Genomic DNA, 17,694 nt, shown 5'->3' with positions numbered 1-17,694 from the left:
TAGTTCAATAGCGCTATGCCGATTCGGGTTCCGTTATCCGATAACACAGGCGCGCGATTGCCTGTCTTCCCGGCCCGCGTGGAGGCTCATGGCAGGACGCACCGCCCGGTCGGGCGCCGCGGCCTTCGAGACACCAGCCTCACCCCAAGGAGACCCGTCATGTCACGCAGATTCATCGCCGCCGTCCTGGCCGCATCGCTGTCCATCACCGCCTGGTCCGCAGCCCCCGCCAGGGCCGACGGCAAGGATGCCGCCCGCGTGCTGGGGACGGCGGCCACGCTCTTCATCCTTGGCAAGACCATCGCCGACGCGCGCGGCGAGGACCGCGTCGACTGGCGCTTTCACACGCCGCAGGGCCAGCGCCATCGCGCCCTGCCCGAGGTCGTCGGGCGCGGGTTCGGCAACAGGCCGCGCCACGACCGGCGGCGCGTGCTTCCCTCGCGCTGCGTCTTCGAGGTGCGCGGCGGCGGCATGCGCTACGTGCTCGGCCAGGGCTGCCTGCAGCGCAACGGCGTGCGGGTGAACCGCCTGCCCCGCGAGTGCCTCACCCGGGTCCGCACCGGGCGCGGCGTCCGGCCGGCCTATGTCGCGGGCTGCCTGCGCCGCGACGGCTACCGGCTGGACCGGGACGCCCCGCGCCGGGGCGACGGGCACGGTCGCCGGGACCGCGCCCGCAACGACCCGGACTGGCGCCACGGCCGCCGTGACTGAGCGTCCCGGGCATGCCGCGGCCAAGGCCCCGGCATGCCCTTGCCGGCGGATTACTCGCCCGGCTCGGGGCCGCGTCCGGCCATGCCGCCGGTGATTTCCTCGGTCGAGACCTCGGAGAGCGGGTTGGGCAGGGTCAGGTTGAGCACGATGGCGATCAGCGCAGCGGGCAGAATGCCCGAGGCGCCGAGGATCCTCAGCGTGTCGGGCAGGTGCTGCAGCGCGTTCGGCGCGCCGGGCGGCACGTTCAGCACCTCGAGCTGCAGGCCCAGCCCAACGGACAAGGCCACGGCGAAGATCACCATGTTGCGCCGGTCCCAGATCACGTCGGCCAGCATCGACACGCCCGAGGCCACGACCATGCCGAACATGACGATCACCCCGCCGCCCAGCACCTCGATGGGCACGGTGCGGATCACGCCGCCCACCTTGGGAACGAGCCCGCAGAAGATCAGGAAGATCGCGCCGATGGTCACGACGTGGCGGCTCATGACACCGGTCATGGCGATGAGCCCGACGTTCTGGCTGAACGAGGTGTTGGGAAAGCCGCCGAAGATCCCCGCCAGCGCCGAGCCGACGCCGTCGGCATAGGTCGCGCCCTGGATCTCGCGGTCGGTCGCCTCGCGCCCGGCGCCGCCCTTGCAGATGCCGCTGACGTCGCCCACCGTCTCGACCGCCGAGACGAAGGCCATGAGGCAGAAGCCGACGATCGCCGCGACCGAAAGGTCGAAGCCGTACTTGAAGGGCACCGGCAGCGCGAAGGCGGCCGAGTTCTGCCAGCTCGAGGCGATGGCATCGAGCGACAGAAGACCGATGGCCAGCGCATAGAAATAGCCCGCCAGGATGCCGATCAGCACCGCCGAGATCGCCGCGAGGCCGCGGGCGAAAAACTTCATGCCCAGCGTGACGAAGATCACCACCAGCGCCGCCGACCAGCTTGCGAGACCGCCGTAGCTCTCGGCGCCGCTGGCCTTGGCGGGCACGCCGCCGGCGGCATACTCGATGCCGACCTTGACCAGCGCGAGACCGATCATCGTGACCACGAGGCCCGTCACCAGCGGCGGCAGGGCAAAGCGGATCTTGCCGATCACCGTGCCGAGGCAGGCGTGAAAGATCCCGCCCACGACGATGCCCCCGAAGAGCGCGCCAAGCGCGGCCACCCCCTGCCCCGCGACGAGCGGGATCATGATCGGGATGAAGGCGAACGAGGTGCCCTGCACGATGGGCAGACGCGCGCCGACCGGACCCATGCCGATGGACTGAAAGAGCGTGGCGATGCCGGCAAAGAGCATCGACATCTGGATGAGGTAGAGAAGCTCGGGGAAGTCCGGCGAGTTCGAGCCGAAGCCGAAGCCCGCCGCGCCGGCGACGATGATCGCCGGCGTGACGTTCGAGACGAACATCGCCAGCACGTGCTGGATGCCCAGCGGGACCGCCTTGGCAAGCGGCGGCATGTAGTCGGGGTCGGCAAGCTGCGCGGGTGTGCCCAGCGAAAGGTCTGCACGTGTGGCCATCGGTCGTCTCCCTGTCCACGGCCTCCCCGTCTCTTGCCGGACGCTTGCAGGAGGAGAAGGCCCCGGTCAGGGGCCGGTTACGAGCATGGGCTCCTCCAACCAGTGCTCCTCGAGGTTCGTCGTGTCCCCGATCCGGTCCACGACGGCGAAAAGGCCCGGCGCGTGCAGGGGCGTGAGCACCCCGTGCCACGTGCCGCGATGAAGATTGATCGCCTGCCCCGGCGCCACGAGAAAGGCCTGCACCGGGCCCGGCACCTCGCCGGGACCGGCGACAATGGCCAGCCATTCCTCGCGATGCATCGGGATGAACGCCTGGCTGCCCTCGGGGTGCCGCTCGACCATTTCCAGCCGGTAGGGCAGGCTGCGCGGCTCGGCGTCGAAGAGGCTGATGCCCGCCCGGCCGCCGGGGCCGAAATCCAGCGTCGCCCGGTCGTGGTGGCGCCCGCAGAGGCCCTGGTTGATGATCTTGTCCGGGGCCCCGGAAATCTCGAGAACATCGCCGAAGGGCGCGAAGCCCGCCGCCGTGAGCGGCCGCGCTGCGATCTCGCGCATCACGCCGCCCGCCCGAAGAGCCGCAGCCGGCTGACGCCGCCGTCGGGGTGGATGTTGAGGCGCACATGCGTCACCGGGCCGAGATCGGCCAGTTCCTCGCGGAACCTGTGCTCGGCGTCGGGGCCAAGCGGTTGACGTGGCAGCAACTCTTTCCAGAACATGGAATCAGTAATAAGCGCGTCGGTCAGGCCGTCACCGAAATTCTGCATGTCCGCCGCGTGCATGGAGACGGCATCGGGGTAGTTGCCCTTGAAATGGGCGGTGTCGATCAGCGCCTTGTCGATGGTGCCGCGCGCGCCCAGCGCGATGATCATCCAGTCATAGCCCGGCTCGCGCCGCCGCCGCGTCTCCCAGCCGTCGCCCATGTCCAGCCCGCGCCCGGGCGCGAGGATGCGGCGGTAGTCGCCGTAGTGCGCGTCGGACAGGGCCAGCACCCGGCCACCGTTCAGCGCCGAGGCGAAGTCGATCTCGCCCTTGGCATCGGCCTCGTCCAGCTCGGGCACGCCGTAGACGCGCAGCCGCGCGACGCCGCCATCGGGGTAGATGTGCAGCCGCAGGTGGGTCCAGCGTTCGTAGCTGTCGCAGCGGAAGAAGTGATGCGCCGAGGGGCCGAGCGGCTTGTAGGGCAGTATCTCGACCCAGCGGGTGCTCTCGTCGGGGCTCTCGTCCGCGCCCAGCACCGTTGCCTCGATCCGGCAGGCGGGCGCGTAGTTGCCGGTGAAGTGCCGCGTGTCGACGTCGAAGCCCAGCACGCGGCCCGCCGCCGCCAGCTTGATGACCGCCCAGTCGTGGCCTCCGTCGCGGCGGCGCTGGCTCTCCCAGCCGTCCATCCACTTACCGTTGTCGTCGAACTTGCCCTCGATGAAGACGGGTTCGCTGTCGGCGAGCATCCGTTCCAGCGGGGCGAAGAACTCGTTGGTGGCTTCGAGCGCCTTCGCGCCAAGGCCGGCGGAGGCGAGATTGATCCCCGAGCGCGCAAAAAGCGGCAGGTCGGGGTTCAGGGATTCGATGGATGGCATTCGCGGCCTCTTCTTCTGGTGTTATCCGAGCATCTGGTCCAGCCGCAGGCGCGCGATGCGCTCGACCTGGCGGCAGGCCTCGGGGAATTCGACCTCCGTCTCGTTGTCCACGCGGCGCTCGAAGGCGGCGAGGATACCGGCCTTGTCGTGGTCGCGCACGGCGATGATGAAGGGAAACCCGTGCTTGGCCTTATACGCCTCGTTGAGCTCGGTAAAGCGGGCACGTTCCGCGTCGGTCAGCGCGTCCAGCCCGGCGCTGGCCTGTTCGCCGGTCGACTCCTCGGTGAGCCGCTTCGCCGCGGCGAGCTTTCCGGCAAGGTCCGGGTGCGCCAGCAGCACGCCGCGCCGCTCGTCCTCCGAGGCCGTGCGCAGCACCCGCGCCAGCGCGTTGGCAAGCCCCGCCGGACGGTCGTGGGCGGGCCCGAGCTCGAGCTCGAAGGCGCGCTCGGCGACCCAGGGCGAATGCTCGACCACGCCGCCGAAGGCCGCGACAAAGCTCTCGCGGTCCATCCGCGAGGGCGCGGTGCCCGGCTCGGCCGGCGGGTGATGCGCGGCCCAGTGTTCCGCGATCTCGATGCGGCGCGGGGTCCAGACGTCCTCGAAGCCCGCGATGTAGTCGAGGAAGCGCTTCAGCCCCGCGATCTTGCCCGGCCGCCCGATGAGCCGGCAGTGCAGCCCCACCGACATCATCGCCGGCCGCCCCGCCTGCCCCTCGGCGTAGAGCATGTCGAAGCTGTCGCGCAGGTAGGTGAAGAACTGCTCGCCCTCGATCCAGCCCGGCGAGTTGGCGAAGCGCATGTCATTGGCCTCGAGCGTGTAGGGGATGATGAGCTGCTGCCGTCCCCCGATCTCGAGCCAGTGCGGCAGGTCGTCGTCGTAGGCGTCCGAGACGTAGTCGAACTGCCCGGTCTCGGCCGCCAGCCGCACCGTGTTGTCCGAGCAGCGCCCGGTGTACCAGCCGCGCGGCGCCTCGCCCACGACCTCTTTGTGCAGGCGGATCGCCTCGGCAATGGCGGCGCGCTCCTCGGCCTCGGGCATGTCCTTGTGCTCGATCCACTTGAGCCCGTGGCTGGCGATTTCCCAGCCGGCCTCCTTCATGGCCTCGACCTGCTCGGGCCCGCGCGCGAGGGCGCTGGCGACGCCGTAGACGGTCAGCGGCACGCCCGCGCCGGTGAACAGCCGGTGCACCCGCCAGAACCCGGCCCGCGCGCCGTATTCGTAGATCGACTCCATGTTCCAGTGCCGCTGGCCGGGCCAGGGCGCGGCGCCGGGGATGTCGGACAGGAAGCCCTCGGAGGCGGCGTCGCCGTGCAGCAGGCAGTTCTCGCCGCCCTCCTCGTAGTTCAGCACGAACTGAACCGCGATCTTCGCCCCGCCGGGCCAGCCTGCATCGGGCCGGTCCGGCCCGTATCCGATCATGTTTCGGGCGTAGCGCTGCATCGGCGCGGTCTCCTGTCGTCGGGGTCGTTGTATCCTCGGCCTAATCGCGCTCTAGTCCGGGCGGAACCGAGAACCTTTGGCGCGGCGCGATCCGGCCTGCCGCCTTCAATAGCACCGATGAAAAAGGGAGCAAACGCTCATGGCGGAGGGATACCTGACCACCCACGTGCTCGACACCGCGCGGGGGGTGCCCGCGGCGGAACTGCGCATCCTGCTCTACCGGCTGACCGGCGAGAGGCGCGAGATGGTGGCCGAGATGCGGACCAACGCCGACGGGCGCACCGACACGCCGATCCTGCCGGCAGCGCGCTTCGAGACGGGCTCCTACGAGCTGATCTTCTTTGCGGGAGACTACCTGCGCGCCTCGGGCCAGGCGGGGGACGAGCCGCTCTTCCTCGACGAGGTGCCGATCCGCTTCGGCATGGCCGAGGCCGACGCGCATTACCACGTGCCGCTGCTGCTCTCGCCCTACGGCTACTCGACCTACCGGGGGAGCTGAGGGCAGCGATCTGCGCCCTGGCCCGGAATCAAGGCGCGCAGCACCACCGGGCCAGCGCCCGACCGCCGCGGATCGTGCCCCGCATATGGACAGCCGCGCCCCCAGAGACTATCTGCACGCAATGTCCAAGCCCAAGAAGAACGCGGATCCGAACTACAAGGTGATCGCCGAGAACCGGCGCGCCCGGCACGACTATGCCATCCAGGACGACCTGGAATGCGGCATCGTGCTCAGCGGCTCCGAGGTGAAGTCCCTGCGCGAGAACACCGCCAACATCGCCGAAAGCTACGCGGCGGTGGAGGACGGCGAGCTGTGGCTGGTCAACAGCTACATCGCCCCCTACGAGCAGGCGATGTTCGGCCACGAGGATCGCCGCCGTCGCAAGCTGCTGGTCTCGAAAAAGGAACTCGCCCGGCTCTGGAACGAGACCCAGCGCAAGGGCATGACAATTGTGCCACTGGTGTTGTATTTCAACCACAAGGGCATCGCGAAGCTGAAGGTCGGTGTCGCCAAGGGCAAGAAGATCCACGACAAACGAGAGACCGAGGCCAAGCGCGACTGGAACCGCCAGAAACAGCGCCTCCTGAAGGAGCGCGGCTGAGCCGGCGACAGAGACTCCACGCGCGAACCACGGTACAGTTTTCGTCCGGCTCGGCTGCGAGTCGGCTGCTGCATTTTGTCGGGGGATGAGTGCATGTTTCTGGGAATGAGTGCAGGACTGCTTGCCGCATCGCTGGCGGGCCTCATGGCGCCGCGGCTCAGCATCGGCCGGGTGCTGGACCCGCTGGCCGGGCTCGTCGGCGGCGGATTGGGCAGCGCCCTTGCCGTGACGTCGGCCGGCGACGGGCCGGCGCTCTGGGCCGCTGCGGCGGCGGGCGGGCTGCTGGCGCTGCTGCTGGCCGGGCTCATCGCGCATTCCACCGCCGAATGACCGCCCCCGGCGGACTTGCCTCTGCACGGCGGGCCGACTAAGCACGGGCAAACGCTGAACTGCCCGGGAGAGGCCCATGGCCCAGGACGATCCCAAGACGCTGGTGTCCACCGACTGGCTGGCACGGCACCTCAAGGACCCCGACCTGCGCGTGCTGGACGCAAGCTGGTACCTGCCGGCGATGGCACGCAACGCGCGCTCCGAATACGACGCCGCCCACGTGCCGGGCGCGCGCTTCTTCGACATCGACGACATCTCGGACCAGCGTTCGGACCTGCCGCACATGGTCCCGCCGGTCGAGAAATTCATGAGCCGGATGCGCGACATGGGGGTCGGCGACGGCCACCAGATCGTGGTCTACGACGGCGCTGGCCTGTTCTCGGCCGCGCGGGTCTGGTGGCTCTTCAAGCTCATGGGACACGATGACGTCGCCGTGCTCGACGGCGGCTTCCCCAAGTGGCAGGCCGAGGGCCGCGAGGTCGAGGACATGCCCCCCGTTGTGCGCGACAGGCACATGACCGTGCGGCGCCAGAACCACATGGTCCGCGACGTGACGCAGGTCTCGGCCGCGGCCAAGCTCGGCGACACCGAGATCATCGACGCCCGCGCGGCCGAGCGGTTCCGCGGCGAGGTGCCCGAGCCGCGCGAGGGCCTGCGCGCCGGTCACATCCCCGGCTCCAGGAACGTGCCCTTCGGCGTCCTGCTGAACGGCGACGGCACGATGAAGGACCCCGAGGCGCTGCGCGCCACCTTCGAGGCGGCCGGCGTGGACCTGGAAAAACCCGCGATCACCTCCTGCGGATCGGGCGTGACGGCGGCGATCCTGAATCTCGCCCTGACCCGCATGGGCAAGAGCGACCATTCCCTGTATGACGGGTCCTGGAGCGAATGGGGGCTCTTCCCCACGCTGCCCGTGGCCACCGGAGACGACTGATGTTCGAGACGCTGAAAGAACAACCCGCCGACAAGATCCTGATGCTGATGCAGGCCTACCGCGAGGATCCGCGGGAGCAGAAGATCGACCTTGGCGTCGGCGTCTACAAGGACGCCAGCGGCAACACCCCGATCATGCGCGCCATCAAGACCGCCGAAAAACAGCTCTGGGAGACCGAGACCACCAAGGCCTACACCGGCCTTGCGGGCGATCCGGGCTTTTCCGACGCGATGGTCAAGCTCGTGCTGGGCGACTCGGTCGCGCGCGAGCAGGTCGCGGCGGCGGCCACCCCCGGCGGCACCGGCGCGGTGCGCCAAGGCTTCGACATGATCCGCATGGCGAACCCCAAGGCGCGGGTTTTCGTCAGCGATCCGACCTGGCCCAACCACCTCTCGATCCTCAAGCACATGCAGATCGAGACCGTGGCATACCGCTACTTCGACGACGAGACGCGCGGCGTCGATTTCGCCGGCATGATCGCCGACCTGCAGCACGTGCTGCCGGGCGACGTGGTGCTGCTGCACGGCTGCTGCCACAACCCCACCGGTGCCAACCTGACGATGCCGCAGTGGAAGGCCGTGGTGGACCTGCTGCTCGAGAAGGGCGCGACGCCGATGATCGACATCGCCTACCAGGGCTTCGGCGACGGGCTCGAGGCGGATGCCGAGGGCGTGCGCATGGTGGCCTCCTCGGTGCCGGAATGCCTGATCGCGGCCTCCTGCTCGAAGAACTTCGGCATCTACCGCGAGCGCACCGGCCTGCTGATGGCGGTCTGCAACGATCCCGCGCGGCAGAAGCTGCACCAGGGCACGCTGAACTACCTCAACCGGCAGAACTTCTCCTTCCCGCCCGACCACGGCGCGCGTCTGGTGATGATGGTCCTGCAGGACGAGGCGCTGCGCGCCGACTGGGCGCTGGAACTGGAAGAGGTGCGCAACACCATGCTCGGCCTGCGCGACCAGCTCGCGACCGAACTGCAGCGCCTGTCCGGCTCGGACCGCTTCTCCTTCATCGCACAGCACCGGGGCATGTTCTCGCGCCTCGGCGCCACGCCCGAGCAGGTCACCAGGATGCGCGAGGATCACGCGATCTACATGGTGGGCGATTCGCGCATCAACATCGCGGGCCTGAACAAGGACAGCGTGCCGATCCTGGCCAAGGCCATCGTCGACGCCGGCGTCTGAGCGCGCCTTCGCTGCACGGCATTCGCGGCGGGCCTCCGGGCCCGCCGTTTTCGTGTCAGCCGTGGGTCTGCAGGCTGTCCTCGGGCGCCTCGGCGCGGTCGGTCATGCCGTAGTCGCGCAGGACGTGGCAGACCTTGAGCCGGTAGTCCGCGAAGATGCCCGCCCGCCCCTTGGACTGCGCCCGCCGGTGCGCCGCCAGCCGGCGCCAGCGCGCGACGGCGGCCTCGTCCTCGAAGAAACTGATCGAGAGCAGCTTGCCCGGGTTGGTCAGGCTCTCGAAACGCTCGACCGAGAGGAATCCCTCGACCTCCTCGACCATGGGCCGCATCTCGGCCGCGATGTCGAGATAGGCCTCGCGTTGTCCCTCGGCGGGGATGACTTCGAAGATGATGGCGATCATGGGTCCTCCTTCCGCCGCGCAGCTTGCCCCGCGGGCCTGCGCTTTCCAAGGGGCGCCTCAAAACGGGAAGGCCGGCGCCCGACTGGCCGCCCGGACGGCCTCTGGCCCGGCGGCGCTGCGCGCCTTGTTTCCGGGCCGGGCGAAACACTCACGACACCGGGACTCCAAATCGGAACAAAAGTGGAACATACTACGCCCATGTCCGCCGAGCTCTCGATCACCTCGAACTTCAGTTTCCTCCACGGGGCCGCGCACCCCGAGGAATACATGGAGCGCGCCGCCGCCCTCGGGATCGAGGCCATCGCCATCGCCGACGAGAACTCGGTCGCCGGCATCGTACGCGCCCACACGCGGATGAAGGAGATCGCCCGCGAGGTCGCCGAGCGGCAGCACGCCCTGTTCGGCCCCCCTGCCCCCGCGCATCTGCCCGCCCCACCGCGCGCGCCCGTGGCGCACTGCGTCCCGCGGCTGATCCCCGCCGCGCGGCTGGTCCTGTCCGAGGGCATGGAGGCCACCGCGCTGGCCGCCACGCGCGCGGGCTGGGCGCGGCTCTGCCGGCTGATCTCGCGCGGGCGGCTGCGGGCCGAGAAGGGGGCCTGCCGGCTGCACCTCGCCGACCTGATGGAGGGCGCCGAAGGACTGGAACTGATCCTGCACCCGCCCGAAGACGCCTCCGGCGCGTGGGAATCGCAGGCGCGGCGGCTGGCGCGCCGCTTTCCCGGCCAATGCCACCTCGCGCTCGCCCCCGCCTACGACGGGCAGGACGCCGCCCGCTTCGACCGGAACGCGGCGCTGGCCGAGAGGCTCGGCCTGCCCACCGTCGCCACCGCGCGGCCCCGGATGCACCACGCCCGCCGCCGCCGGATGGCCGACGCGCTGAGCGCCATCCGCCTCGGCTGCCGGGTCGAGGAACTGGGCCGCGCGGCGCTGGCCAACGCGGAACAGCGCCTGCGCTCGGGGCCCGAGATGCGCCGCCTTCTGGGCCCCCACGAGGCGGCCGTGGACCGCGCCGCCGCGCTCGCCCGCACCTGCACCTTCGACCTGGGCAGCCTGCGCTACGAGTATCCCTCCGAGATCGCGGAGGGCGAGACCGCCACGGACCGGCTGGCACGGCTGGCGCGCGCAGGCCTCGACTGGCGCTACCCGCACGGCGCGCCCGAGAGCGTGCGCAGGCAGCTCGCCCACGAGCTCGACCTGATCGGAAAGCTGAAATACGAGCCCTACTTCCTTACCGTGCGGGACATCGTCGCCTTCGCCCGCTCGCGCGGCATCCTCTGCCAGGGGCGCGGCAGCGCTGCCAACTCGGTGGTCTGCTACTGCCTCGGCGTCACCTCGGTCTCGCCCGAGACCGGCACAATGGTCTTCGAGCGCTTCGTCTCCGAGGCCCGCGACGAGCCGCCCGACATCGACGTCGACTTCGAGCACGAGCGGCGCGAGGAGGTCATCCAGCACATCTACGACACCTACGGCCGCCACCGCGCGGGGCTCTGCGCCACCGTGATCCACTACCGCGGCAAGCGCGCCCTGCGCGAGGTGGGCCGCGCCATGGGGCTCTCCGAGGATACGCTCGGCGCGCTCAGCTCGCAGCTCTGGGGCTTCTTCGGCGGCGACGGGCTGCAGGACCAGCGCCTGCGCGAGATCGGGCTCGACCCCGCCGACCGGCGGCTGCGGCTGACGCTGGACCTCGTGGACGAGATCCAGGGCTTCCCCCGCCACCTGTCGCAGCACGTCGGCGGCTTCATCGTCACCGAGGGGCGGCTCGACGAGCTGGTGCCGGTCGAGAACGCCACGATGGAGGACCGCACCGTCATCTGCTGGGACAAGGACGACATCGACGCGCTCGGCATCCTCAAGGTCGACGTGCTGAGCCTCGGGATGCTGACCTGCATCCGCAAGGCCTTCGACCTCGTGGCGCAGCACGAGGGCGCGCGGCACACGCTGGCGACGCTCCCGCAGGAGGACCCGCGCGTCTACGACATGCTCTGCCGCGCCGACACCATCGGCGTCTTCCAGGTGGAAAGCCGCGCGCAGATGAACTTCCTGCCCCGGATGAAGCCGCGCTGCTTCTACGACCTCGTGATCGAGGTGGCGATCATCCGCCCCGGCCCGATCCAGGGCGACATGGTCCACCCCTACATCCGCCGCCGCAACGGCGAGGAGGAGGTGAGCTTTCCCTCCGACGCCCTCGGCCGGGTGCTGGGCAAGACGCTTGGCGTGCCGCTCTTCCAGGAGCAGGCCATGCAGATCGCCATCACCGGCGCGGGCTTCACGCCCGACGAGGCCGACCGCCTGCGCCGCTCGCTCGCCACCTTCAAGAAACACGGCAACGTCAGCGAGTTCCGCGGCCGCTTCCTGCGCGGCATGGCGAACAACGGATACGACGCCGAATTCGCCGAACGCTGCTTTTCCCAGATCGAGGGCTTCGGCTCCTACGGCTTCCCCGAAAGCCACGCGGCAAGCTTTGCGCTGCTGGTCTATGCCTCGGCCTGGATCAAGCGGCACCACCCCGGCATCTTCGCCTGCGCGCTGCTGAACTCGCAGCCCATGGGCTTCTACGCGCCCTCGCAGATCGTGCGCGACGCCCGCGCCCACGGGGTGACGGTGCGCCCGGTCTGCATCAACGCCAGCGCCTGGGACAACGTCATGGAGCCCGACGGCACGGGCGGGCTGGCGCTGCGGCTGGGGTTCCGGCAGATCCGTGGCCTGGCCGAGGAGGACGCGCTCTGGATCTCCTGCGCGCGAGGCAACGGCTATCGCTCGGTGCGCGACGTCTGGCGCCGGGCCGGGCTGGGGCCCGCCCCGCTCGCGCGGCTGGCCGAGGCCGATGTTTTTGCCGAGCTCGGCCTCTCGCGCCGCGAGGCGCTGTGGGAGGCCAAGGGGCTCGAGGCGCCCGCGCCGCTGCCGCTCTTCGCCGACGACCTCGAGGGTGGCCTGCCCGAGGAGCCCGCCGCGCAGCTGCCCGAAATGACCGAGGGCGAGGAGATCGTCGAGGATTTCGTCGCCATGCGCCTGACCCTGCGCCGCCATCCGGTGGCGCTGCTGCGCCACATCCTGACGCCGGGTAGCGGCAGGCCCACGCCGCCGTGAGCGACGCCACGCTGCCCTTTGTTTTTGCCGTCGAATCCTGTATGGGTTCGGCTTCTTCTGCCAGAGGACCGACGACATGGCCGCAGACGCGCCGATCACGCAGGACGTGGTGACCATTCCCCGCAAGCTGCCCGAGACGGGCAAGGTGAACCTCGTGGGCTTCACGCGGCCGCAGCTGCGCGAGGCCCTGATCGAGGCCGGCACCCCCGAGAAGCAGGCCAAGATGCGGGCCACTCAGGTCTGGCAGTGGGTCTATCACTGGGGCGTGCGCGACTTCGAGGAGATGACCAACCTCGCCAAGAGCTACCGCGCCCTGCTGGCAGAGCGCTTCACCATCGAACTGCCCGAGATGGTGTCCAGGACCGTCTCGGCCGACGGCACGCGCAAGTACCTCGTGCGCATCGCCGGCGGCCACGAGGTCGAGACCGTCTACATCCCCGAGGAGGGGCGCGGCACGCTCTGCATCTCGAGCCAGGTGGGCTGCACGCTGACCTGTTCGTTCTGCCACACCGGCACGCAGAAGCTGGTGCGCAACCTCACCGCGGGCGAGATCGTCGGCCAGGTCATGCTCGCGCGCGACGATCTCGGCGAATGGCCGGAGCCGGGCACCGGCACCGGCGAGGGCGGCCCGCGCCTGCTGTCGAACGTCGTGCTCATGGGCATGGGCGAGCCGCTCTACAACTTCGACAACGTGCGCGACGCCATGAAGATCGTCATGGACGGCGAGGGCATCGCACTCTCGCGCCGGCGCATCACCCTCTCGACCAGCGGCATCGTCCCCGAGATCGCCCGCTGCGCCGAGGAGATCGGCTGCCTCATGGCCGTGAGCTTCCACGCCACCACAGACGAGGTGCGCAACAAGCTGGTGCCGATCAACAAGCGCTGGAACATCGAGACGCTGCTCGACGCCCTGCGCGAGTATCCGCGGCTGTCGAACTCCGAGCGGATCACGTTTGAATACGTGATGCTCAAGGACGTGAACGACAGCGACGCCGACGCGCGGCGGCTGGTCAAGCTGATCTCGGGCATCCCGGCCAAGATCAACCTGATCCCCTTCAACGAGTGGCCCGGCGCACCCTACGAACGCTCCGACTGGGACCGGATCGAGGCCTTCGCCGACATCGTGTACAAGGCGGGCTACGCCTCGCCCATCCGCACCCCGCGGGGCGAGGACATCATGGCCGCCTGCGGCCAGCTGAAATCCGCGACCGAGCGTCAGCGCAAGTCGCGCCGCGCCATCGCCGCCGAGGCCGGATTGGACTGACGCCCGGGGCGCCTTCGGGCGCGTCAGCGCGCGGCGAGCGCCGCGCGCGTGCTCTGCCAGACCGGAAACAGCCCCTCGTGGGCGGCCCGCAGCTCCGCCCCGTCCTGCGCGCGCGTTTCCTGCGCACGCAGCGCCGCGTGCAGCCCCGCCGCACCGAAAACCGCGGCCGATCCCGCCAGCTTGTGGATCTCCGCCGCGTAGTCCTCGGGCGCCAGCCCCGCGGCCAGCCCTTCGTGCAGCCGGTCAAGCGCCGCCTCTGTCTCCTCGATGAACTGCGCGCGGATCGCCTCGAAGGTCTCGTGTCCCAGCGTCGCCGCGGCGGCCTCCAGCGTCGCGCGGTCGAGAACCTCGTCCACAGGCGCCTGAGCCGGCGTCGCGGCGGGCGGGTCCTGCTCGAAGAGCGCCGCCATCGCCGCGCGCGACACCGGCTTCGTCAGCGCCTGCGTCATCCCGGCCGCCTCGAACCGGGCGAGGTCCCCCGGCAGCGCATGCGCGGTGAGTGCGACGATGGGCGTCTCCGCATTGGGCCCGCCACCGGCGCGGATGCGCCGGGTGGTCTCGACCCCGTCGAGCCGCGGCATGCTGATGTCCATCAGGATCAGATCGAAGCGCCCTTCACAGGCACGGGCCAGCCCCTCGGTCCCGTCACAGGCCTCGGTCACGACATGCCCGAGACGCCGCAGCATGGCCGTCGCGATCATGCGATTGACGGGATTGTCCTCGATCAGCAGCACCTCGCGCGCCGGACCCGGCACCTGAGGCGGCGCCCTCCCCTCGGCCGGCGGCGCAGCGGTGGTGTGTTCGGCCGCAGGGGCCGGCACCGTGACCGTGAAGGTCGACCCCGCCCCGGGCGCGCTCTCGACCGAGAGTCGTGCCGCCCATGCCCTCGACAAGCCGCCGCGCGATGCCAAGCCCCAGCCCGGTCCCCTCCGCCGTGCGCATGTAGGAGGCATCGAGCGTCACGAAATCCTCGAAGATGCATTCGAGCTGCTCGGGAGAAATACCGATCCCGGTGTCCGCGACCGCAATGGCGATCCGCTCGCGCGCGGAGTCCCGCCGGAGCGATATGCGAACCTCGCCGTTCTCGGTGAACTTGACCGCGTTGCCGACGAGGTTCAGCAGGACCTGCCGCAGGCGGCGATGGTCCCCCAGCACGGGCGGCCCATCATCTGTCGTGGCCAGGCAAAGACGCGTACCGCGTGCCCTTGCCGCCGTTTGCAGGGTATCGGCCACCTCCTCGAGCAGCGCGTGCGGGACGAATGGCGCGCGGGCAAAGGTGAATTCGCCGGTCTCGAGCCGCGAAATGTCGAGCACGTCGTTCACATGTCCCAGCAGGATGTCGCCCGAGCGGCGCAGGACGCGCAGGTACTCGCGCTGATCCGCCGACAGTTGCGTGTCGTCCATCAGCTCCAGCGCGCCGATCATCCCGTTCAGCGGCGTCCGCATCTCGTGGCTCATGACCGCGAGCAGGCGCGCCTTGGCATGTTCCCCTGCCACGGCCTGGTCGCGCGCGGCCACCAGTTCGGCCTCGTCCGAGACCTGACGCGTGATATCGCGCAGCGAGATCACCCGCAGGACATTGCCGCGCTGCTCCGAACGGGTCACCGCAACCTCGGCGGGAAAGCTTGTCCCGTCGGCGCGCCGCGCCGTGGTGCGCAGCCGCCCGCCGTCGCTGTCACGGCAGGCCACCGCACGGCATTCGGGCGGAAACAGGAGATCGCCGGCGTGCTGGCCCAGCGCCGCCTCGCGCGAAAGCCCGAAGATGGCGCGCGCCGCGGCGTTGAATTCGAGGATCCGCCAGTTGCGGGTCGTCACGACGATGGCATCCAGTGCGGTTGCGACCACAGCCTCCAGCCGGTGGTTTGCGCGGGCGCGCCTCCGGGCCTGCTCGCGTGCCTCCCGCACGAGGCGCCAAAGCGCGACCACCCCGACGGCGAGCGCCATGACAAGCGCCGCGGTCGTGGCAGCCAGCCGGACCAGCCCCTGCATGACCGCACGACGCCGCGCCTCCGCTTCGGTCGAGAACACCCGCACGCCGTCCAGCGACAGCCGCCGGACGTCGGACCGCAGGTTCGTCGCGCGGACCTGAAGGCGGGGCAGCGCGTCGATCAGCGCCGTGTCCGGCCCGTCGATCAGCGGAACGACGTCGCGCAGGAAATCCTGCAACCGGCCCATCGCCGCGCCGGCGCGTTCCTCGGCGACGACACCAGCATAGGGCGCGCCCGTGGCGATGGTCTGCGTGCGGCTGTAGAAGACATCGAAGGCGCGCCGGATCTCGGCCGGTTCGACGCGCTCCGGAGGAGCATTCAACGCTTCCTGGAGGGCGGCGAACTCGACCTCGACCTGAGCGAGCGCCCACTGGCTGCTGTCGCTGTTGGCGGTGGCCAGGGCCTGAATGTGGCGTGCCGCATCGGCACTGAGCACCACTACAGCAGCGCAGCACAGCGCGATGAAGGGCGCCGCGATCAGCCCTCCGCGCCACCGACGCAGGCCCCGCCATCGGCCACCCTGTCGCGCGTGACCCGTCACGGCCGGACATCGCGCCTGTCCGGTTGCGGGATGCGGCGCAGATGGACGAGCCCGAATCGCCGAGCGGCATCTGAATCGAGCCGGTAGACGCGCCGTCGCCACCCTTTTCGGGGCAACGATACCAGCAGACAGGCAAGGCATCGGATCATGAGCAGGACCCTCGGGCGATGAATATCGACGCCGCCTGTCGCAGACGGGCGTTACCAAACCGCAAACCGCGACCCGGTCTTTTCGGGGCAACCAATCCGAAAGGATTTTGCGCCAAACCTGCCGCCATGGCCGACAAGCCGAAGGGAAGGCAGATGCGCATACTCGTCGCCGACGACCACGATCTTGTCCGCGAAACCATCGCGGCGTTCCTGCGTGCCGAGGGGATCGAGGACGTCGAAACCGCCGCCACGCTGGATCAGGCCATGGCGCGCGCACGTGGCTCGGGCGCCTTCGACCTGGTCCTGCTGGACTACAACATGCCGGGGATGAACGGCCTGGCCGGCCTTGCCGAGATGCGCGAGGCGAACGACGGACTTCCGGTCGCCCTGCTCTCGGGCAGCGCCACGCCGGAAATCGCCGAGGCGGCGATCCGGTCCGGAGCCGCCGGCTTCGTCCCCAAGACGCTGCCCTCGCGCACCATCGTGAGCGCCACGCACGTCATGGCGGCGGGCGAGATCTTTGCCCCCTACACCTTCATGTCCCGCAGCGGGCAGGGAAAGGCGGGCGAATTGACCAAGCGCGAACACGAGGTGCTGCGCGGCATCTGCGAGGGCAAGTCGAACAAGGAGATCGCGCGCGATCTCGAGCTTCAGGAGGTCACCGTGAAACTTCACGTCAAGACTCTCAGCCGCAAGCTGGAGGCGCGCAACCGGACCCACGCCGCCATGATCGCCAAGGAGTTGAACATCGCCTGAGTGCAGGTCCGGCACGATGCCATGGCAGTGACCCTGGGGGCTCGACCCGCCGCGCGCCTTGCGACATCCTGCAGGGAACCCGGTAACACTCACCTGCCGACGGATCGCACCAGATGACGGAACGCCTTGCCCAGGTCATCGCGGCCATCGACGCCGCCAACGCTGCCGACCCCAACACGGAAGACGGCACGCCTGCCGCGCTTGTCTACGGTCAGCGCATGACGACAGAGCTCGACCGGCTGGAGCCGGAGGCCTCGGACCTGCTGCGCATCGCGGCGCGCGGGCAGCACGTCGAACGCTGGCTCCTGCCGCGCGACGCCTATCCCGATGGCCGCGCCGGCTACTTCGCCTGGCGCCGCGAACAGGGCCGACGCCACGCCAACCGCATCGCCGGCATGATGGAGGAGGCAGGCTATCCCGAGCCCGACCGCGCGCGCGTCGGCACCATGCTGCGCAAGGAGGCACTCAAGCGGGACACCGAGGTTCAGGCGCTTGAGGATGTCATCTGCTTCGTCTTCCTGCGCTGGTATTTCGCCGACTTCGCGGAGGGACGCAGCAACGCTTCACTGGAACGAATCGTCTCGCGAACGGCCGCCAAGATGTCCGAAGCGGGCCGCGCCAGGGCGCTCGCGGAATTCGATCTGCCCGAATCCTTCGCCGCCGCCTTTCGTGGCTGAGGCGTCGAAGAAATTGTCCTATGTCAAAGACTGAAGGTCATTCTTCGATAT

General features: G+C 69.7%; 17 protein-coding genes. 10 read left to right on the top strand and 7 right to left on the bottom strand.

Annotation, left to right across the window (positions count from 1 at the left end; translation table 11 throughout):
- Window positions 1–159 precede the first annotated feature (159 nt).
- Entirely contained in the window at window positions 160–711 is a 552-nt protein-coding gene (locus tag SALMUC_RS00195) for a hypothetical protein (RefSeq protein WP_020042095.1), read from the top strand.
- A gap of 50 nt (window positions 712–761) precedes the next feature.
- On the opposite strand, the gene SALMUC_RS00190 is transcribed toward SALMUC_RS00195, so the two are convergent.
- From SALMUC_RS00190 to puuE, 4 genes are all read right to left on the bottom strand, one after another.
- On the bottom strand, window positions 762–2,222 hold the full coding sequence (locus SALMUC_RS00190; RefSeq protein WP_020042094.1) for a uracil-xanthine permease family protein: 1,461 nt from the start codon (window positions 2,220–2,222) through the stop codon (window positions 762–764).
- A gap of 66 nt (window positions 2,223–2,288) precedes the next feature.
- Window positions 2,289–2,774: an ureidoglycolate lyase gene (locus SALMUC_RS00185; protein ID WP_020042093.1), complete on the bottom strand. Its 486-nt coding sequence runs from the start codon at window positions 2,772–2,774 to the stop codon at window positions 2,289–2,291.
- Entirely contained in the window at window positions 2,774–3,793 is a 1,020-nt protein-coding gene (gene alc, locus SALMUC_RS00180) for an allantoicase (protein ID WP_020042092.1), read from the bottom strand. Before alc ends, SALMUC_RS00185 begins: the two co-directional genes overlap by 1 nt.
- Before the next feature lie 21 nt (window positions 3,794–3,814).
- Complete coding sequence (gene puuE / locus SALMUC_RS00175) at window positions 3,815–5,233, bottom strand: allantoinase PuuE (protein ID WP_020042091.1); 1,419 nt, start codon at window positions 5,231–5,233, stop codon at window positions 3,815–3,817.
- Between the two features lie 139 nt (window positions 5,234–5,372).
- Between puuE and uraH the strand changes: the two genes are divergently transcribed.
- From uraH to SALMUC_RS00150, 5 genes are all read left to right on the top strand, one after another.
- On the top strand, window positions 5,373–5,732 hold the full coding sequence (gene uraH / locus SALMUC_RS00170; protein WP_020042090.1) for a hydroxyisourate hydrolase: 360 nt from the start codon (window positions 5,373–5,375) through the stop codon (window positions 5,730–5,732).
- Window positions 5,733–5,853: 121 nt separating this feature from the next.
- Window positions 5,854–6,333 (top strand): SsrA-binding protein SmpB, encoded by a 480-nt coding sequence (gene smpB / locus SALMUC_RS00165; protein WP_020042089.1) that lies wholly within the window; start codon window positions 5,854–5,856, stop codon window positions 6,331–6,333.
- A gap of 93 nt (window positions 6,334–6,426) precedes the next feature.
- Window positions 6,427–6,663 carry a hypothetical protein gene (locus tag SALMUC_RS00160; protein WP_020042088.1) on the top strand — a complete coding sequence of 79 codons (237 nt, stop codon included), beginning with the start codon at window positions 6,427–6,429 and terminating at the stop codon, window positions 6,661–6,663.
- A gap of 76 nt (window positions 6,664–6,739) precedes the next feature.
- Window positions 6,740–7,597, top strand: coding sequence for a 3-mercaptopyruvate sulfurtransferase (sseA, locus tag SALMUC_RS00155; protein WP_020042087.1), 858 nt, complete (start codon window positions 6,740–6,742; stop codon window positions 7,595–7,597).
- The gene (locus SALMUC_RS00150; RefSeq protein ID WP_020042086.1) at window positions 7,597–8,781 is read left to right on the top strand and encodes an amino acid aminotransferase; all 1,185 of its coding nucleotides are present in this window, start codon (window positions 7,597–7,599) and stop codon (window positions 8,779–8,781) included. The genes sseA and SALMUC_RS00150 overlap by 1 nt, the downstream gene beginning before the upstream one ends.
- A gap of 55 nt (window positions 8,782–8,836) precedes the next feature.
- On the opposite strand, the gene SALMUC_RS00145 is transcribed toward SALMUC_RS00150, so the two are convergent.
- Window positions 8,837–9,181, bottom strand: a complete 345-nt coding sequence (locus tag SALMUC_RS00145; RefSeq protein WP_020042085.1) for an antibiotic biosynthesis monooxygenase family protein — start codon at window positions 9,179–9,181, stop codon at window positions 8,837–8,839.
- 198 nt (window positions 9,182–9,379) lie between these two features.
- Between SALMUC_RS00145 and SALMUC_RS00140 the strand changes: the two genes are divergently transcribed.
- Window positions 9,380–12,268 carry an error-prone DNA polymerase gene (locus SALMUC_RS00140; RefSeq protein WP_020042084.1) on the top strand — a complete coding sequence of 963 codons (2,889 nt, stop codon included), beginning with the start codon at window positions 9,380–9,382 and terminating at the stop codon, window positions 12,266–12,268.
- A 76-nt stretch (window positions 12,269–12,344) separates the two neighbouring features.
- The gene (gene rlmN, locus SALMUC_RS00135) at window positions 12,345–13,532 is read left to right on the top strand and encodes a dual-specificity RNA methyltransferase RlmN (protein WP_020042083.1); all 1,188 of its coding nucleotides are present in this window, start codon (window positions 12,345–12,347) and stop codon (window positions 13,530–13,532) included.
- A gap of 23 nt (window positions 13,533–13,555) precedes the next feature.
- Here rlmN and SALMUC_RS27880 read toward each other — a convergent pair whose 3' ends face one another.
- Window positions 13,556–14,233, bottom strand: a complete 678-nt coding sequence (locus SALMUC_RS27880) for a response regulator (RefSeq protein ID WP_020042082.1) — start codon at window positions 14,231–14,233, stop codon at window positions 13,556–13,558.
- Window positions 14,178–16,061 (bottom strand): sensor histidine kinase, encoded by a 1,884-nt coding sequence (locus tag SALMUC_RS00130; RefSeq protein WP_217626323.1) that lies wholly within the window; start codon window positions 16,059–16,061, stop codon window positions 14,178–14,180. Before SALMUC_RS00130 ends, SALMUC_RS27880 begins: the two co-directional genes overlap by 56 nt.
- Window positions 16,062–16,363: 302 nt before the next feature.
- On the opposite strand from SALMUC_RS00130, the gene SALMUC_RS00125 reads away from it, so the two are divergent.
- Together SALMUC_RS00125 and SALMUC_RS00120 are read left to right on the top strand one after the other, a co-directional pair.
- Complete coding sequence (locus SALMUC_RS00125; RefSeq protein ID WP_037371015.1) at window positions 16,364–16,966, top strand: response regulator transcription factor; 603 nt, start codon at window positions 16,364–16,366, stop codon at window positions 16,964–16,966.
- A gap of 113 nt (window positions 16,967–17,079) precedes the next feature.
- Window positions 17,080–17,643: a DUF4202 domain-containing protein gene (locus SALMUC_RS00120; RefSeq protein WP_020042080.1), complete on the top strand. Its 564-nt coding sequence runs from the start codon at window positions 17,080–17,082 to the stop codon at window positions 17,641–17,643.
- Window positions 17,644–17,694 lie beyond the last annotated feature (51 nt).

It is taken from the genome of Salipiger mucosus DSM 16094 (assembly GCF_000442255.1).
In the GTDB taxonomy this organism is placed as follows: Bacteria; Pseudomonadota; Alphaproteobacteria; order Rhodobacterales; family Rhodobacteraceae; genus Salipiger; species Salipiger mucosus.
Note: the sequence above shows the minus strand (reverse complement) of the source record. Positions and strands in the feature narration are given on the sequence as shown.

Coding starts and splice junctions, on each gene's coding strand:
- SALMUC_RS00120 (WP_020042080.1), top strand. CDS start 17,080: ATGACGGAACGCCTTGCCCAGGTCATCGCGGCCATCGACGCCGCCAAC.
- SALMUC_RS00195 (WP_020042095.1), top strand. CDS start 160: ATGTCACGCAGATTCATCGCCGCCGTCCTGGCCGCATCGCTGTCCATC.
- SALMUC_RS00160 (WP_020042088.1), top strand. CDS start 6,427: ATGTTTCTGGGAATGAGTGCAGGACTGCTTGCCGCATCGCTGGCGGGC.
- SALMUC_RS00145 (WP_020042085.1), bottom strand. CDS start 9,181: ATGATCGCCATCATCTTCGAAGTCATCCCCGCCGAGGGACAACGCGAG.
- SALMUC_RS00140 (WP_020042084.1), top strand. CDS start 9,380: ATGTCCGCCGAGCTCTCGATCACCTCGAACTTCAGTTTCCTCCACGGG.
- SALMUC_RS00150 (WP_020042086.1), top strand. CDS start 7,597: ATGTTCGAGACGCTGAAAGAACAACCCGCCGACAAGATCCTGATGCTG.
- rlmN (WP_020042083.1), top strand. CDS start 12,345: ATGGCCGCAGACGCGCCGATCACGCAGGACGTGGTGACCATTCCCCGC.
- SALMUC_RS00185 (WP_020042093.1), bottom strand. CDS start 2,774: ATGCGCGAGATCGCAGCGCGGCCGCTCACGGCGGCGGGCTTCGCGCCC.
- sseA (WP_020042087.1), top strand. CDS start 6,740: ATGGCCCAGGACGATCCCAAGACGCTGGTGTCCACCGACTGGCTGGCA.
- uraH (WP_020042090.1), top strand. CDS start 5,373: ATGGCGGAGGGATACCTGACCACCCACGTGCTCGACACCGCGCGGGGG.
- alc (WP_020042092.1), bottom strand. CDS start 3,793: ATGCCATCCATCGAATCCCTGAACCCCGACCTGCCGCTTTTTGCGCGC.
- smpB (WP_020042089.1), top strand. CDS start 5,854: ATGTCCAAGCCCAAGAAGAACGCGGATCCGAACTACAAGGTGATCGCC.
- puuE (WP_020042091.1), bottom strand. CDS start 5,233: ATGCAGCGCTACGCCCGAAACATGATCGGATACGGGCCGGACCGGCCC.
- SALMUC_RS00190 (WP_020042094.1), bottom strand. CDS start 2,222: ATGGCCACACGTGCAGACCTTTCGCTGGGCACACCCGCGCAGCTTGCC.
- SALMUC_RS27880 (WP_020042082.1), bottom strand. CDS start 14,233: ATGATCGCGACGGCCATGCTGCGGCGTCTCGGGCATGTCGTGACCGAG.
- SALMUC_RS00125 (WP_037371015.1), top strand. CDS start 16,364: ATGCGCATACTCGTCGCCGACGACCACGATCTTGTCCGCGAAACCATC.